This window comes from Nocardioides sp., assembly GCF_030655615.1.
GTDB lineage: Bacteria > Actinomycetota > Actinomycetes > Propionibacteriales > Nocardioidaceae > Nocardioides.
Window position 1 is genome coordinate 1 of record NZ_JAURVJ010000121.1, and the last position, 15,073, is coordinate 15,073.

18 protein-coding genes are annotated in these 15,073 nt (G+C 73.3%); 12 read left to right on the plus strand and 6 right to left on the minus strand.

The window, feature by feature from the left end; genetic code table 11:
• Positions 1-133: 133 nt before the first annotated feature.
• Together efp and nusB are read left to right on the plus strand one after the other, a co-directional pair.
• A complete protein-coding gene (gene efp / locus Q7T52_RS09840; RefSeq protein WP_304801932.1) occupies positions 134-697 on the plus strand; it encodes an elongation factor P in 564 nt (187 codons plus the stop codon).
• Positions 697-1,104, plus strand: coding sequence for a transcription antitermination factor NusB (gene nusB / locus Q7T52_RS09845; protein WP_304801933.1), 408 nt, complete (start codon positions 697-699; stop codon positions 1,102-1,104). The genes efp and nusB overlap by 1 nt, the downstream gene beginning before the upstream one ends.
• An 11-nt stretch (positions 1,105-1,115) precedes the next feature.
• On the opposite strand, the gene Q7T52_RS09850 is transcribed toward nusB, so the two are convergent.
• Positions 1,116-1,484, minus strand: coding sequence for a glyoxalase superfamily protein (locus Q7T52_RS09850; protein WP_304801934.1), 369 nt, complete (start codon positions 1,482-1,484; stop codon positions 1,116-1,118).
• A 117-nt stretch (positions 1,485-1,601) separates the two neighbouring features.
• On the opposite strand from Q7T52_RS09850, the gene Q7T52_RS09855 reads away from it, so the two are divergent.
• The 6 genes from Q7T52_RS09855 to Q7T52_RS09880 all read left to right on the plus strand — a co-directional run bounded on the left by Q7T52_RS09855 (position 1,602) and on the right by Q7T52_RS09880 (position 7,706).
• Positions 1,602-2,987: an NAD(P)/FAD-dependent oxidoreductase gene (locus Q7T52_RS09855; protein WP_304801935.1), complete on the plus strand. Its 1,386-nt coding sequence runs from the start codon at positions 1,602-1,604 to the stop codon at positions 2,985-2,987.
• The gene (locus tag Q7T52_RS09860; RefSeq protein WP_304801936.1) at positions 2,984-3,808 is read left to right on the plus strand and encodes a DUF1206 domain-containing protein; all 825 of its coding nucleotides are present in this window, start codon (positions 2,984-2,986) and stop codon (positions 3,806-3,808) included. Before Q7T52_RS09855 ends, Q7T52_RS09860 begins: the two co-directional genes overlap by 4 nt.
• A 50-nt stretch (positions 3,809-3,858) precedes the next feature.
• Complete coding sequence (locus Q7T52_RS09865) at positions 3,859-5,109, plus strand: hypothetical protein (protein ID WP_304801937.1); 1,251 nt, start codon at positions 3,859-3,861, stop codon at positions 5,107-5,109.
• A gap of 109 nt (positions 5,110-5,218) precedes the next feature.
• Positions 5,219-6,295 (plus strand): hypothetical protein, encoded by a 1,077-nt coding sequence (locus tag Q7T52_RS09870; protein WP_304801938.1) that lies wholly within the window; start codon positions 5,219-5,221, stop codon positions 6,293-6,295.
• On the plus strand, positions 6,292-7,101 hold the full coding sequence (locus Q7T52_RS09875; RefSeq protein WP_304801939.1) for a glucose 1-dehydrogenase: 810 nt from the start codon (positions 6,292-6,294) through the stop codon (positions 7,099-7,101). Before Q7T52_RS09870 ends, Q7T52_RS09875 begins: the two co-directional genes overlap by 4 nt.
• The gene (locus tag Q7T52_RS09880) at positions 7,098-7,706 is read left to right on the plus strand and encodes a TetR family transcriptional regulator (protein WP_304801940.1); all 609 of its coding nucleotides are present in this window, start codon (positions 7,098-7,100) and stop codon (positions 7,704-7,706) included. The genes Q7T52_RS09875 and Q7T52_RS09880 overlap by 4 nt, the downstream gene beginning before the upstream one ends.
• Here the strand turns inward: Q7T52_RS09880 and Q7T52_RS09885 are convergent.
• From Q7T52_RS09885 to Q7T52_RS09895, 3 genes are all read right to left on the minus strand, one after another.
• Complete coding sequence (locus Q7T52_RS09885) at positions 7,699-8,442, minus strand: SDR family NAD(P)-dependent oxidoreductase (protein WP_304801941.1); 744 nt, start codon at positions 8,440-8,442, stop codon at positions 7,699-7,701. The two genes, Q7T52_RS09880 and Q7T52_RS09885, sit on opposite strands and share 8 nt — an antisense overlap.
• Positions 8,439-8,981 (minus strand): hypothetical protein, encoded by a 543-nt coding sequence (locus tag Q7T52_RS09890; RefSeq protein WP_304801942.1) that lies wholly within the window; start codon positions 8,979-8,981, stop codon positions 8,439-8,441. Before Q7T52_RS09890 ends, Q7T52_RS09885 begins: the two co-directional genes overlap by 4 nt.
• 66 nt (positions 8,982-9,047) lie before the next feature.
• Positions 9,048-9,602, minus strand: a complete 555-nt coding sequence (locus Q7T52_RS09895; protein WP_304801943.1) for a hypothetical protein — start codon at positions 9,600-9,602, stop codon at positions 9,048-9,050.
• A gap of 79 nt (positions 9,603-9,681) precedes the next feature.
• Between Q7T52_RS09895 and Q7T52_RS09900 the strand changes: the two genes are divergently transcribed.
• Positions 9,682-10,692, plus strand: coding sequence for an NADPH:quinone reductase (locus tag Q7T52_RS09900; protein ID WP_304801944.1), 1,011 nt, complete (start codon positions 9,682-9,684; stop codon positions 10,690-10,692).
• A 6-nt stretch (positions 10,693-10,698) separates the two neighbouring features.
• Here the strand turns inward: Q7T52_RS09900 and Q7T52_RS09905 are convergent, their stop codons facing one another.
• The gene (locus Q7T52_RS09905) at positions 10,699-11,106 is read right to left on the minus strand and encodes a PPOX class F420-dependent oxidoreductase (protein ID WP_304801945.1); all 408 of its coding nucleotides are present in this window, start codon (positions 11,104-11,106) and stop codon (positions 10,699-10,701) included.
• A gap of 128 nt (positions 11,107-11,234) precedes the next feature.
• Positions 11,235-12,083, minus strand: a complete 849-nt coding sequence (locus Q7T52_RS09910; RefSeq protein ID WP_304801946.1) for a phosphotransferase — start codon at positions 12,081-12,083, stop codon at positions 11,235-11,237.
• Between the two features lie 79 nt (positions 12,084-12,162).
• Between Q7T52_RS09910 and pyrR the strand changes: the two genes are divergently transcribed.
• From pyrR to Q7T52_RS09925, 3 genes are read left to right on the plus strand one after another with little or no spacing between them, the layout of a single operon-like run.
• Positions 12,163-12,732, plus strand: a complete 570-nt coding sequence (gene pyrR, locus Q7T52_RS09915; RefSeq protein WP_304801947.1) for a bifunctional pyr operon transcriptional regulator/uracil phosphoribosyltransferase PyrR — start codon at positions 12,163-12,165, stop codon at positions 12,730-12,732.
• The gene (locus tag Q7T52_RS09920; RefSeq protein ID WP_304801948.1) at positions 12,729-13,673 is read left to right on the plus strand and encodes an aspartate carbamoyltransferase catalytic subunit; all 945 of its coding nucleotides are present in this window, start codon (positions 12,729-12,731) and stop codon (positions 13,671-13,673) included. Before pyrR ends, Q7T52_RS09920 begins: the two co-directional genes overlap by 4 nt.
• Positions 13,670-14,962 carry a dihydroorotase gene (locus Q7T52_RS09925; protein WP_304801949.1) on the plus strand — a complete coding sequence of 431 codons (1,293 nt, stop codon included), beginning with the start codon at positions 13,670-13,672 and terminating at the stop codon, positions 14,960-14,962. Before Q7T52_RS09920 ends, Q7T52_RS09925 begins: the two co-directional genes overlap by 4 nt.
• Positions 14,963-15,073: the final 111 nt, after the last annotated feature.

Sequence of the window (15,073 nt, forward strand, 5' to 3'; positions counted from 1 at the left end):
GGCCGCCAGGACCGATCACGGCGATCCCGGCCCACCCGGCTAGACTCGTCGGCTGTTGCCCACGCGCCCGCGCAGGGACGTGCGCGACGCTCCCGCCCCGAGGCTCGACGACGAAGAAGGCTGACACGCGCGCATGGCTACGACCAACGACCTGAAGAACGGCATGGTGCTCAACATCGACGGCCAGCTCTGGGCGGTCACCGAGTTCCAGCACGTCAAGCCGGGCAAGGGCCCCGCGTTCGTGCGGACCAAGCTCAAGAACGTCGAGTCCAACAAGACCGTCGACAAGACGTTCAACGCCGGCACGAAGGTCGAGACCGCCACGGTCGACCGCAGCACGATGCAGTACCTCTACAACGACGGCTCGTCGTTCGTCTTCATGGACACCTCCAACTACGAGCAGCTCGAGATCGCCCCCGAGATCGTCGGCACCAACGCCAACTTCCTCCTCGAGAACCAGGAGGCCGTGGTCGCCACCAACGACGGCCGCGTGCTGTTCATCGAGCTCCCGGCCTCGGTCGAGCTCGTCGTCACCTTCACCGAGCCCGGCCTCGCCGGCGACAGCGCCACCGGGCGCACCAAGCCCGCCACGCTCGAGACCGACCACGAGATCCAGGTGCCCCTGTTCATCAACCAGGGCGAGAAGGTCAAGGTCGACACCCGCGACTCGTCCTACATGGGTCGCGTCAAGTCCTGATGGGGGCCCGTTCCAAGGCCCGCAAGCGCGCGCTCGACGTGCTCTACGCCGCCGACCTCCGCGGGGAGTCGGCGACCGAGGCCCTCGACCGCGTCATCGCGGCCGGTGACGGTCCGCCCAACGACTACACCCTGACCCTGGTGCGCGGCGTGGCCGCGCAGGTGACGCGCATCGACGAGCTGCTCGGCGAGTTCTCGACCGGGTGGAGCCTCGACCGGATGCCCGCCGTCGACCGCAACGTGCTGCGGCTCGGCGTGTGGGAGCTGCTCTGGGCCGACGACGTCCCCGACACGGTCGCGGTGACCGAGGCGATGGCGCTCGTGCAGGACCTGTCGACCGACGAGTCGCCGACCTTCGTCAACGGCGTCCTCGGCGCGATCCAGCGCGCGCACCCCTCCGTCACCTGACCCTGGCCGGCTCAGCCCGGGAACACCGGCTGCTGGTAGGCCCACTGGTTGCCGTCCGGGTCGGCGAAGTAGACGAACCGGCCCCACGGCTGCTCGTCGACGCCCTGCGCCTCGACCCCGCGGGACAGCAGGTCGGCGAGCGCCGCGTCGGCGTCGGCGACGACGCACTGCAGCTGGCGCTGGGTGCCTGGCTCCATCCCGCTGAGGTGGCCGACCATGACCGAGCAGGCCGAGCCGGGTGGCGTTACCTGGACGAACCGGACCTCCTCGCTGACGCGGTGGTCGTGGTCGAGCACGAAGCCGACCTGGTCGGTGTAGAACGCGATCGCCCGGTCGATGTCGGTGACCGGCACGCTGACGAGCTCGAGCTTGATGTCCATCGGGATCCCTTCGTCGAGTGGAGGCTGACGGGTCCAGCCTAGGAACGATCCAGGTCAGCCGCCGACCTCGATCGGCCCCCCTCCCGCAAGGGTTGCCAGACCCGACAGACTGACCCCATGAGCACCCCGGAGCAGATCGACCTCGTCGTGATCGGACTCGGACCGGGCGGGGAGGCGCTGGCCACCGGTGCTGCCAAGGCCGGGCTGACGGTGCTCGCCGTCGACAAGCACCTGGTCGGCGGCGAGTGCCCCTACTACGGCTGCATCCCGTCGAAGATGATGGTCCGCGCCGCCGACACCCTTGCCGAGGCGGGCCGCGCCGCGACCCTCGCCGGCGACGTCTCGGTCACCGCCAGCTGGGCGCCGGTCGCGCGCCGCGTGAGCGAGGAGGCCACCGCCGGCTGGGACGACACCGTCGCCGTACGACGCCTCGAGGACGCCGGGGCCGAGGTCGTGCACGGCGTCGCGCGCCTGGCGGGCGCGGGCGGGCGCGTCGACGTCGAGCTGCCCGACGGCTCCACCCGCGAGGTGACCGCGACGCGCGGCGTCGTGCTCAACCCGGGCACACGCCCGGCGGCCCCGCCCATCGAGGGACTCGACGGGACGCCGTACTGGACCAACCGCGACGCCCTGCGCGCCACCGAGCTCCCCGGGTCGCTGGTCGTCATCGGCGGCGGGCCCATCGGCTGCGAGCTGGCGCAGGTGTTCGCGCGGTTCGGGGTGCGGGTGACCGTCCTGCAGCACGGCGACCGGCTGGTCCCGGCCTCCGAGCCCGAGGCCGGGACGCTGCTCGAGGAGGTGCTCGTGGGCGAGGGGATCCGGGTGATGACCTCGGCCGACACCTCGAGCGTCGCCTTCGCCGACGGCACCTTCACGCTCACGGTCGGCGACGAGACGGTCGTCGCCGACAAGCTCCTGGTCGCCGCGGGCCGCACGCCCAACCTCGACGACCTCGGGCTCGAGACCGTCGGGCTCGACCCGACCGTCCGCACCCTCGACGTCGACGACCGGCTTCGCGTCGCCGGTGTCGACGGCGTGTGGGCGATCGGCGACGTCACCGGCAAGGGCGCGTTCACCCACGTCTCGATGTACCAGTCCGCCATCGCCCAGCGCGACCTGCTCGGCGAGGACGGACCGCCGGCGTCCTACCACGCGCTGCCGCACGTCACCTTCACCGATCCCGAGGTCGGCGGCGTCGGGATGACCGAGCAGCAGGCCCGCGACGCCGGGCTCACGGTCCGCGTCGGCAGCACCCCGCTGGAGCAGTCGTCCCGCGGCTTCACCCACGGTCCCGGCGCCCGCGGCCTCATCAAGGTCGTCGAGGACGCCGACCGCGGCGTGCTCGTCGGCGCGACCGCCGTCGGCCCGGCCGGCGGCGAGATCCTCGGGCTGCTCGCGCTCGCCGTGCACGCCGCGGTGCCGGTCGACACGCTGCGCACGATGATCTGGGCCTATCCTACCTTCCACCGAGCCATCGACTCGGCGATCGCGGACCTGTCGTGAGCGGAGAGACCGGCCGCCCGAGCAGTGCGGCTCGGCAGGTCGAGCAGAGCGACTGGCTCGACCGGGCGGCGCAGGCGGGCCTCGTCGCGTTCGGCGTCGTCCACCTCCTCATCGGCTGGCTCGCCATCCAGCTCGCGCTCGGCGACCGCGAGGGCAGCGCCGACAGCAAGGGCGCGCTCCAGCAGCTCGCCGAGCAGCCCCTCGGCACGACGCTGGTCTGGCTGGTGGCGGTAGGGATGCTGCTGCTCGTCGTGTGGAAGGCCGCCGACGCGGCCGTCGGCTACCGCGAGGAGAGCGAGGACTCCAAGCGGCTGCGCAAGCGTCTCGTCGCGGCGGGCAAGGCGGTCCTCTACGCCGCCATCGCGGTGAGCGCCATCAAGGTCGCGACGGGGTCCGGCTCCTCCGGCGGCGGGACGGACTCGACGACCGCCGAGGTCATGGACCTCCCCGGCGGCCAGGTCCTGGTCGGGCTCGTCGGCCTCGGCATCGTCGCGGTGGGCGTCGCGCTCCTCGTCATGGCGTGGAAGGAGTCCTACCTCAAGCACCTCGACGGCGAGGGGCGCAGCGGCAACACCGGCACGGCCTACCGCGTGCTCGGCCGGGTCGGCCACGTCGCCAAGGGCATCGCGCTCGGGATCGTCGGTGGCCTCTTCCTCTACGCCGCCGTGACCCACGAGCCCAAGAAGTCCGGCGGCCTCGACCAGGCCCTGGTCAAGGTGCTCGACCAGCCGTTCGGGCCGGTGCTGCTGACGGCGATGGGCCTGGGCTTCGCGGCGTACGGCCTCTTCTGCTTCGCGGAGGCACGTCACCTCGACCGCTGAGGGCTGCTCTAGGGTCGACAGGTCGTGACACCGTTCTCGGAGGACCCTCCATGACGCAGCACCCGCCCGACCCCACGGCCACCAGCGACCGGCTCTACACGCCGGCCGAGCTCGACGCCTACGCCCGCGAGCAGGCCGCCGGGGACCACACCGTCGTGCGTGGTGGCCACCGTGCCGACGTGCCGGCCGACCACCCGTCGCCGCCCATCGGTCCGCCGACGGCTCTGCCGGCCGGTCCGCCTCCCGCGTCGTTCCCGACGGTGCCGCCGCCCTCGGTGCCGCCGCCCTCGGTGCCGCCGCCGGTCGCCTCGCCGCCGGCCGCGCCCGCACCGCCTCCGGCCGTCGCCGAGCCCGAGCCGCGCCGGTTCATGACGGCCACCGACTTCCTCGACCGTCGCGACAGCGACCAGCAGCTCGGCCCGGCGACGTGGGGCTGGCGGGGCCGCGTACGCCGGTGGTCGGGTGGTGCGATCAAGCCCGCCATGGGCGCCAAGGAGGTGGCCTACGAGCACGACCGGTCGCTCATCCAGCGCGACTTCGACGGCCCGCGGACGATCGCCTTCATCAACCCCAAGGGCGGTGCCGCCAAGACGACCGGCGTGCTGGCGGCGGGCTACACGTTCGGCACGGTGCGCGGCGGTGGCGTGGTCGCGTGGGACAACAACGAGACGCGCGGCACCCTCGGCATCCGCGGGACCCGCAGCTCGCACCGCAACACCACGCGCGAGCTGCTCGAGGACCTCGGCCGGTTCAAGGACGTCTACCAGTCGCGGAACGGCGACCTCGGCGCGTTCGTGCGCTCGCAGGGCGACGCCCACTTCGACGTCCTCGCCTCCGACGAGCGGCCCGACGTCACCGGCACGATCCGCGCCGAGGACTTCCGCCAGGTCCACGCGCTGCTCGAGCGGTTCTACCGGATCCTCCTCGTCGACACCGGCAACAACATGCGCGCCGAGAACTGGCTCGCCGCCGCCGAGGCCGCCGACCTGCTCGTCGTCACCAGCACCGTGCGCGAGGACACCGGCTACAGCGGGCTCTGGATGCTCGACGCCCTCCAGGACGCCGGCCTCACCAACCTCAAGCACAAGTGCCTCACCGTGCTCTCCGACCCGTCGCCCCAGGTTGACGACAAGCTCGCCGCCGACCTGGTCGCCGTCTACGAGCAGCGCACCCGCGGCGTCTACCGCGTCCCCTACGACCCGGTCCTGGTCGCCGGTGGCGTCGTGCCCTACGGCCAGCTCTCCCGCGCCACCCGGATGTCGTGGCTGCGGGCCTGCGCGGGGATGTCCGACGCGCTCTGATCGTGGGGCCGGATGCCAGCCGGTGAAACCTGAGCCGCATGGGAACAGCCAAAACTGATAGTCACTAGCAACTTGACAGTGACTCTCGTCACTGGCTGAATCACGCAGCATGACGACGGACGGCGGGACCAGGGTCATCCAGTGGGCGACCGGTGGGGTGGGGAAGGCCGCGATCGAGGGGGTGCTCGCGCACCCCGAGCTCGAGCTGGTGGGGGCGTGGGTGCACTCGGCCGACAAGCACGGGCAGGACGTCGGGGTGCTCGCAGGGCTCGACCCGGTCGGCGTGACCGCGACGACGAGCATCGACGAGATCCTGGCGATGGACGCCGACTGCGTCGTCTACAGCCCGCTCGTCGCCGACGAGGCCCAGGTCGTCGCGCTGCTCCGCAGCGGCAAGAACGTCGTCACGCCGGTCGGGTGGGTCTATCCCAACCCGGCCAGCAGCCAGGCCGTCGAGGACGCGTGCCGGGAGGGCGGCGTCAGCCTGCACGGCACCGGCATCCACCCCGGCGGCATCACCGAGCGGTTCCCGCTGATGGTCAGCGCGATCAGCGCGCAGGTCACCCACGTCCGGGCCGAGGAGTTCAGCGACATCCGGACCTACGGCGCGCCCGACGTCGTACGCCACGTGATGGCGTTCGGCGGGACGCCGGAGGAGGCGCTCGCGAGCCCGATGGTTGGCCTGCTCGGGTCGGGGTTCAAGGCGTCGGTGCGGATGGTGGTGGCGGAGATGGGCTTCGACGCCGACCCCAGGATCGAGTCGCTCCAGGAGGTCGCCGTCGCGACCCAGCCCATCGACTCGCCGATCGGCGTGATCGAGCCGGGGCTGGTCGCCGCACGCCGCTTCCACTGGCGGGCGCTGGTCGACGGCGTCCCGGTCGTCACGGCCACCGTCAACTGGTACATGGGCGAGGAGCACCTCGACCCGCCCTGGGAGTTCGGGCCCGAGGGCGAGCGGTTCGAGGTCGAGGTCACCGGCGACCCCGACGTCAAGGTCACCTTCAAGGGCCTGCAGCCCGAGACGATCGAGGAGGGGCTGGTCCGCAACCCCGGCATCGTCGTGACGGCCAACCACTGCGTCAACGCCATCCCCTACGTCGTCGCCGCCGAGCCGGGCGTCCGGACCTACCTCGACCTGCCGCTGCTCGCCGGCCGCGCCGCCCCGCACCTCGGCGCGCACCGATGATCCTCGACAGCTTCCGCCTCGACGGCCGGGTCGCCGTCGTCACCGGAGGCGGCCAGGGCATCGGGCGGGGGATCGCCATCGGGCTCGCCGAGGCCGGCGCCGACGTCGTCGTCGGGGCGCGGACCGCGGCCGACCTCGACGAGGTCGTCGCCCGGATCGAGGAGACCGGACGCCGCGGGCTCGCCGTGGTCACCGACGTCCTCGTCGACGCCGACCGGCGCGCGCTCGTCGACGCCGCCGTCGAGCACTTCGGCCGCCTCGACGTCCTGGTCAACAACGCCGGCGGCAGCGGTCCCCGCCCGGCGATGACGACGTCGGAACGCTTCTTCGACATGGCGATGAAGTTCAACGTCACCCAGCCGTTCCTGATGAGCCAGCTCGCCGCCCGCGCGATGGTCGACACGGCCGGGTCCGGCTCGATCGTCAACATCTCCTCCCGCTCGTCCGACATGGTGATGAGCTCCTTCGCGGCGTACGGCGCCGGCAAGGCCGCGCTCAACCAGCTCACCCGCAACCTCGCCGTCGAGCTCGCGCCACGGGTCCGCGTCAACGCCATCGGTGTCGGGGGCGTGGCCACCCAGGGCCTCGACGTGGTGCTCACCGACGACGCGCTGCGGGCCCAGCTCGAGCAGAACACCCCGATGCGCCGGGCCGGGCAGCCGCACGACATCGCCTGCGCCGCGCTCTACCTCGCCTCGACGGCGTCGTCGTGGGTCACCGGCAAGCTGCTCCAGGTCGACGGCGGCGTCGAGCGGCCCGCGATCGACGTACCGGCCCCGCCGCTCGAGCCCACCCCGGCACCATGACCGGCCCCACGACCGGTACCGCGACCGGCCCCACGACAGGCCCCACGACAGGCCTGCGCGAGCGGCGCCGCGCCGAGCTGCGCGAGCGGATCGACCGGGTGGCGCTCGGGCTGTTCGCCCGCGACGGCTACGACGCCGTCACCGTCGAGGCGATCGCCGCCGAGGTCGGCGTCTCGCTCAGCACGCTCTTCCGCCACGTCGCGTCCAAGGAGGACCTGCTGGTCGGCGTCGTCCGCACCGGCCGGGCCGTGATCGTCGGCAACTTCGCAGCCCGGCCCACCGAGGAGCCCGTCGAGCAGGCGCTGGCCGCAGCGATCCTGCAGCGCACGGAGCAGTTCGCCGACGAGACCGAGGTCGTCGACCTGTGGCGTCGGGCGATGGCCTCGGCCCCGCCGCGGGTGCGGCGCGCGTCGCTGCTCGACGACGCCGAGCGGGCCGAGCTCGTCGCGCTGGTCGCGGAGCGGCTCGAGGCCGGCCCCGACGACGTACGCCCGGGCGCGCTCGTCGCCAGCAGGCTCGCCGCGGCGGAGCACGCCTACGAGCACTGGCTGACCCACGCGCCGGGTGCCTCGCTCCACGACCTCACCGCGCAGGCCCTCAGCTGAAGAACGCCCCGCCACCGTCGAGCATCAGCGTCGTCCCGGTGACGTAGGACGAGTCCGGCCCGACCAGGTAGACGACGGCCCGCCCGATGTCGGTCTCCGGGTCGCCCGGGCGCCGGATCGACAGCTGCCGCAGCACCCCCGCGACCTGGTCGTCGTCGAGCGCCGACAGCGTCCCCTCGCTCACCGCGAACGGCACGACCGCGTTGACGTTGATGCCGTGACGACCCCACTCGCGCGCCGCCGCACGGGTCAGGCCCCCGACGGCGGCCTTCGCGGCGACGTAGGCCGTGTAGCCCGGCAGGCCGTTCTGCTCCGTGCCCGAGCGCAGGTTGACGACGCGGCCGCCGTCGCGCAGGTGGGGGAAGCAGGCGCGCATGAAGTACGCCGACGCCAGCGGCCCGGTTGCGAACCCCAGCAGCAGGTCGTCGTCGCTCAGCTCGTGCAACGGCCCGATCGCCGTCGCGATCGCGTTGTTGACCAGCACGTCGACGGTGCCCCAGCGCTCCACGACGGCAGCCACGAACGCGTCGACCTGGGCCGAGTCCCGGATGTCGCAGATCGCGGCGCACGCCTCACCACCCGCCGCCTCGACGTCGGCGAGCACGTCGTCGGCCGACAGCACGTCGGCCACCGCGACCCGCGCCCCCTCCCTGGCCAGCGCGACCGCGATCCCACGGCCGACGCCGCGGGCGGCGCCGGTGACGATCGCGACCCGGCCGTCGAGGACGCCCGTCACGGGGCGGCGCGGAAGGAGATGTTCTCGAGGGACATGAGCCCGACGTCGCCGAAGGCGCGGACGACGGCCCCGCCGGGCTCGATCCTGAGCGCGCCCAGCGTGCTGTCGGCGCTGAAGACCGTGACGTAGATGTTCGCGGTCGGGCGGTAGCCGACCGGCAGGGTCGCGATGGTGGCGCCGGTGCCCTCCGTCCGCGCGACCGCGCCCTCCAGCCGCACCCAGCCCTGGGCGTCCTTGCCCAGGGTCGGCGCGTTGTTGAGGTACTGGGCCCCCTCCCAGCCGGGACCGAGCGGCAGCGGGAGCCGGGCGAGAGCCGGCGTCCGGTCGGCGAGCGCCGCCCGCGGCACCCGGCCGAGCGTGCCCTCGGCGACCTGCTTGCCGGTCACGGTGTCGGGCTTGAGCCGGTTGCCGGACAGCGAGCCCTTCCTGACGAGGACGTCGCCGGCCTGGGCCTTGCCGGCGGCGTAGGACGTGCCGCTCCCGGCGAGGACGAGGACGACGAACAGGGCGAGCCACGCGGGCGAGGGGTGTCGGGTCACAGGGGCACCCTGATGCCGGCCCGGCCGTCCGTCAACGGCCCGGTCGGGCCATTGCGCAGGTCGGGCTCAGCCCGCGGCGGCGCGGAAGGTGATGCTCTCGAGGGAGATCAGCCCGTTGCCGCCGTTGGCGTAGATGATCCGGCCGTCGGGGCCGATCTGGATCGCCCCGGGGGTCAGGGCGCCGCCGGCGGACGTGTAGACGGCCAGGTAGAGGGAGGCCGTCGGCCGGGCGCCGACCGGGAGCGCGGCGATGACCGAGCCCGCCGACTCGACCCGGGTGACGGCACCCTCGAGGTGGACCCAGCCAAGGGCGTCGACCCCGTAGTAGGGAGAGTTGTTGGCGTTCGGGGCGCCGGCCCACGCGGGGTCCAGGGGCAGCGGGACGCGCGGCACCCGGGCCACCCGGTCGGCCAGGGCAGACCGCGGCACCTTCGTCAGGGTCGACTCCTTGACCTGCCTCCCCGTCACGGTGTCGGGCTTGAGCCGGTTGCCCGAGAGCGAGCCCTTCTTGACGAGGGCGTCGCCGGCCTGCGCCCTGCCGGCGGCGTACGACGTCCCGCTGGCGGCGAGCAGCAGCACGACGACCAGGGCGATCAGGGCGGGGGAGGGGCGGTGGGTCATGGCGGTCCTCGCGGGGTCGGGGTCAGGTGCGACGCACCCTGCCACGACCCGCTCTTGGGTCGAGGGGTAAGACAGAAGGATGAGAGCAGCCGTCTACACCGACAACGGCCCGTCGTCCGTCCTGCACGTCGTGGACCTGCCCGACCCGAGCCCCGGTCCGGGTGAGGTCGTGGTGCGGCTGGTGCGCGCGGGCGTCAACCCCACGGACTGGAAGTTCCGGGCCGGGATGATGCCGAAGGCCCACGAGCAGGTGTCACCGGGCCAGGACGGCGCGGGCACCGTCGAGGCCGTCGGCGACGACGTCACCGGCTTCGCCGTCGGCGACCGGGTGTGGCTCCGGCCGGCCCAGCACGGCCGGCCGATCGGCACCGCCGCCGAGCTCACCGTCCAACCGGTCGACAACGTCTCGCCGTTGCCCGACGCGGCGTCCTACGACGTCGGCGCGAGCTTGGGCGTCCCCGCGCTGACCGCCCACCGGGCCCTGTCCTTCACCTCCGACGAGGGTCGGGTCGCCCCCGGGGCGCTGGCCGGGCGCACCGTGCTCGTCGCAGGCGGGGCCGGGGCGGTCGGCAACGCCGCGATCCAGCTCGCCGTGTGGGCCGGCGCCACCGTCGTCACCACGGTCAGCAGCGACGACAAGGCTGCGCTCGCCCGGGCCGCGGGCGCCCAGCACGTCGTCGACTACACGACCGAGGACGTCGTCGCGCGGGTCCGCGAGATCGCCCCCGACGGTGTCGCCCTCGTCGTCGAGGTCGCCCCGGCGCAGAACTTCGACCTCGACCTCGACGTCGTCGCCAACCACGGCGTCATCGCCTTCTACGCCAACAACGGCGGCGACGAGGTGACCATGCCGCTGCGGCCGAGCTTCTCCAAGAACGTCCGACTGCAGGGGATCCTGCTCTACACCGTCGGCGCCGACGCCCTGCGCGAGGGCGCCGAGGACGTCACGGCCGCCGTGGCCGCCGGTGCGCTCCGGGTGGGCGACGAGGCCGGCGTCCCCCTGCACCACTTCCCGCTCGAGGAGACCGCCGCCGCCCACGACGCGGTCGAGAACGGCGCCGTCGGCAAGGTCCTCATCGACATCGGCTGAGCGGGCTCACTGCTTGAGCGCGCCCCACCCGTGCCACCGCTCGACGACGAGCCAGCCGGCGGTGCGCGGGCTCTCCCGGTCGGGATAGGGCTGGTCGCGGTAGTGGGTGCTGAGCCGGTCGATGTGCACCAGACCCTCGTCGGCCACGAGGCCCTCGACCCGGCCGACGAGCGAGACGTGGGTGTACCAGTTGTCGGCGTCGGTGACCGTCAGCGAGACGCGGGGGTCACGGCGCAGGTGCTGGAGCCGGACCCGGCTGTCGTCCATGTTGACCAGGACGCGGTCGTCGTCCTCGAGCAGGTACCAGGTCGCGACCGACACCGGCGCGCCGTCGGAGCGCAGCGTCGCGATCACCGCCGGGTTGGGCTCGAGCAGCAGGGCGCGGACGTCGTCGGGGAAGGGCAGCGAGGGCATGGGTCCGAACCTACGCCGTGCCGAGTCGGCGCAGCGGCTGAGCATCTGCGCCGACTCGCGCCCTCCTGACTCGCACTCTGCGCCGACTCGCGCCTTCCTGACTCGCACTCTGCGCCGACTCGCGGTCGTCAGGGGTGTGCGAGGAGGTGGTGCCGGGCGTCGGCCAGACCCTTGTCGATCGCGGCGTCGTCGGTGCCGAGGGGATCGCCTCCCGCGGCTCGCCGGGCGAAGTAGTCGGCCTGCACCGCCCACCGGAACCGCAGCATGGTCTCGACGTGAGGGAGGTCGGGAGTCGCGGGACCGTCGCTGTCGGCGTACGCCGTCAGCATGGGTGCAGCAGCCTGGAGGCCGCCGAGGTACATCGCGGCCGACGCGACGTCGTAGAGAAGAGGCGCCGCGAGCGCCCCAGCCCAGTCGATCACTGCGAGACGGCCGTCGTCGAGGTGCAGGAAGGCGTCGGTGGCAGGATCGCCGTGGGCGATGCCCGTGACCAGGGGCCCGAGCGCCAGCATCTCGGTGAGGGCCGCGCTCACGGCGTCCTGCAGGTCGGGCCAGGCGCTGAGGCCGGCCGGCTCGACCCACGGCCAGCGAAGCCCAAGCACGAGGTCGTGACCCACGGTCGCGGTGTGCACCCGCGCGAGGATGTCGCCGACCACAGCGCCGTCGACCACCTCGGTCCCGCTGAGCCGCTCCATCAGCACCAGCGAGCCGCCGTCCACCAGCACCACCCGGTCACCGCCGACCGCTGCCACGGGTGCGCCCGTGACGACACCCGACCGCTCGGCGACCGCCGCCGCCTCGACGCCTGCCGCCAACGACCCGACGGCGGCGTCGGCGACCCACTTGGCGACGTACGACGCCTCGACGCCGTCGCCGGCCCGGACCCACCAGGTGCGCGAGTTCATCCCGCCGTCGTGGGGCTCGACCTCGACGTCGACGAGGCCGAAGCGCGTGCGCAGCAGCCGCTCGAGGTCCACGCGTGAATGCTAGGGTCGCGCTCGATCGACATCCTTTAACGAGCCGTCCCGTGAGGCGGAGAAGGAGGTCCTGGACCACGTGTCCGCGCCACCCCCCGAACAGCCGGAACCGTCAGCAGAACCCGAGGGCCGTGTCGTCCTCGACGCCCGTGACATCGCCCGGGCCCTCACCCGCATCGCCCACGAGCTCCTCGAGCGCAACAAGGGCGCGAGCGACCTCGTCCTCCTCGGCATCCCGAGCCGAGGCGTGCCGCTCGCCCGCCGGATCGCCGCGCGGATCAAGGAGGTGGAGGGCGTCGACGTGCCGTACGGCGCCCTCGACGTCACGATGTACCGCGACGACCTGCGCCGCCACCCCGCCCGCAGCCCGCACCCGACCGAGGTCCCGCCCGGCGGGGTCGACGGCCGCACGGTCGTGCTCGTCGACGACGTCCTCTACTCCGGGCGCACGGTCCGCTCCGCGCTCGACGCGATGAACGACCTGGGCCGTCCCGACGTCGTGCGCCTCGCGGTGCTGGTCGACCGCGGTCACCGCGAGCTGCCGATCCGCGCCGACCACGTCGGCAAGAACCTGCCCAGCGCCCGCACCGAGCGGGTGATGGTGCGGCTCGAGGAGCCCGACGGCATCGAGGGGGTCTGGATCAAGTGAAGAAGCACCTGCTCTCGATCGACGACCTCACCGTCGACGACATGACGACCCTCTTCACGACCGCGGCCGAGATGCACGACGTGCAGAACCGCCAGGTCAAGAAGCTGCCCGCGCTGCGCGGCCGCACGATCATCAACCTGTTCTTCGAGGACTCCACCCGCACCCGGTCGAGCTTCGAAATCGCCGGCAAGTGGCTCAGCGCCGACACCATCAACATCGCGGCCAAGGGCAGCTCGGCCAGCAAGGGCGAGAGCCTGCGCGACACCGTGCTGACCATCGCGGCGATGGGGGTCGACGCGCTCGTCATGCGCCACCCGGCCAGCGGCGCGGCCCTCCAGGTCAGCCAGTGGGTCGACGCCGCGGTCGTCAACGCCGGCGACGGCACCCACGAGCACCCGTCCCAGGCGCTGCTCGACGCCTACACGCTGCAGCGCCGCCTCGGCGGCCCGGGCAGCCTCGAGGGCCGGCACGTCGTGATCGTCGGCGACCTCACCCACAGCCGGGTCTTCCGCAGCAACGTGCTGTGCCTGACCAGGCTCGGCGCCGAGGTGACCGTGGTCGCCCCGCCCACGCTGATGCCCAGCGGCGTGGCGTCGTGGTCGCGCGAGGCCGGGTTCGCGACGTCCTACGAGCTCGACGAGGTGCTGCCCAAGGCCGACGCCGTGATGATGCTGCGCGTCCAGCGCGAGCGGATGACCGGCGGCTACTTCCCGAGCGCGCGGGAGTACACCGTCGGCTACGGACTGACCCGTGACCGCCTGCGCGTCCTCGGGCCCGACGTACCGATCTGCCACCCCGGCCCGATGAACCGCGGCCTCGAGATCGCCGCCGACGCCGCCGACGCGGCCCAGTCGGTCGTGCTCGAGCAGGTCTCGGCCGGCGTCGCGGTCCGGATGGCGATCCTCTACCACCTGCTAGCCGGCGAGGAGACGACGGCGTGAGCGACACCATCCTGATCGAGGGCGCGAGCCTCTACGGCGACACGTCTGCCGACGTGCTGCTCACCGACGGTGTCGTCGCCGAGATCGGTCCAGGCCTCTCCGCCACCGGCGCCCGCGTCGTCGACGCCGACGGGCTGGTGGCGCTGCCGGGCCTCGTCGACCTCCACACCCACCTCCGCGAGCCGGGTCGCGAGGACGCCGAGACGATCCTCACCGGCTCCCAGGCCGCCGCGGTCGGCGGCTTCACGGCCGTCCTCGCGATGGCCAACACCAGCCCCGTCACCGACACGGCCGAGGCCGCCGAGCGCGTCCACGACCTCGGTCGCGCCGCCGGGCTCGTCGACGTCCAGCCCGTCGGCGCCGTCACCCGCGGCCACGGCGGCGAGGAGCTCGCCGAGCTCGGGCTGATGCACCGCTCCCGGGCCCGGGTCCGGGTCTTCTCCGACGACGGCCGGTGCGTCGCCGACGCCCGCGTGATGCGCCGAGCGCTGGAGTACGTCAAGGCGTTCGGCGGCGTCGTGTCGCAGCACGCGCAGGACCCCTCGCTCGCCGGGCCGGCCTCGTGCTGCCACGAGGGCGAGCTCTCCGGCCGCCTCGGCCTGCCCGGCTGGCCGGGCGTCGCCGAGGAGGTCGTCGTCGCGCGCGACGTGATGCTGGCCCGCCACACCGGCTCCCGCGTCCACGTCGCCCACGCCTCGACCGCCGGCACCGTCGAGGTGCTGCGCTGGGCCAAGGCGCAGGGCATCGCGGTCACCGCCGAGGTCACGCCCCACCACCTGCTGCTGACGACCGACCTGCTGGCCGGCTACGACCCGACCTTCAAGGTCAACCCGCCGCTGCGTCCGCAGGAGGACGTCGACGCGCTGCGCGCCGCGCTCGCCGACGGCACCATCGACGCCGTCGCCACCGACCACGCGCCGCACGCCCGCCACGACAAGGAGCACGCGTTCGTCGACGCGGCGTTCGGCATGCTCGGCCTCGAGACCGCGCTGCCCGTGGTCGCCTCAGTGATGGTCGAGACCGGCCTGATGACGTGGACCGACCTCGCGCGCGTCATGTCGACCACGCCCGCCGCGATCGCGGGGCTCGAGGGCCAGGGCCGCCCACTCGAGGTCGGCCAGCCGGCCAACCTGGTGCTCGTCGACCCCGCCGCCACGCTCACCGTCGACCGCGACCAGTCGGTCTCGCTGTCGCGCAACAACCCGTGGCACGGGCGCACGTTCGGAGCCTCGGTCGTCGCGACGTTCCTTCGTGGGGTGCCGACGGTGCTCGACGGCAAGCTCGTCTGAGGGTGGCCGCGCCGCTCGAACGCCTGCTCGCCCACCCACCCGACCTCCCGGTCGCGGCCGGGCTGGCCGAGATCGCGGTCGCCGTGCGCGACCTCGGGGTCGCCGTCGTCC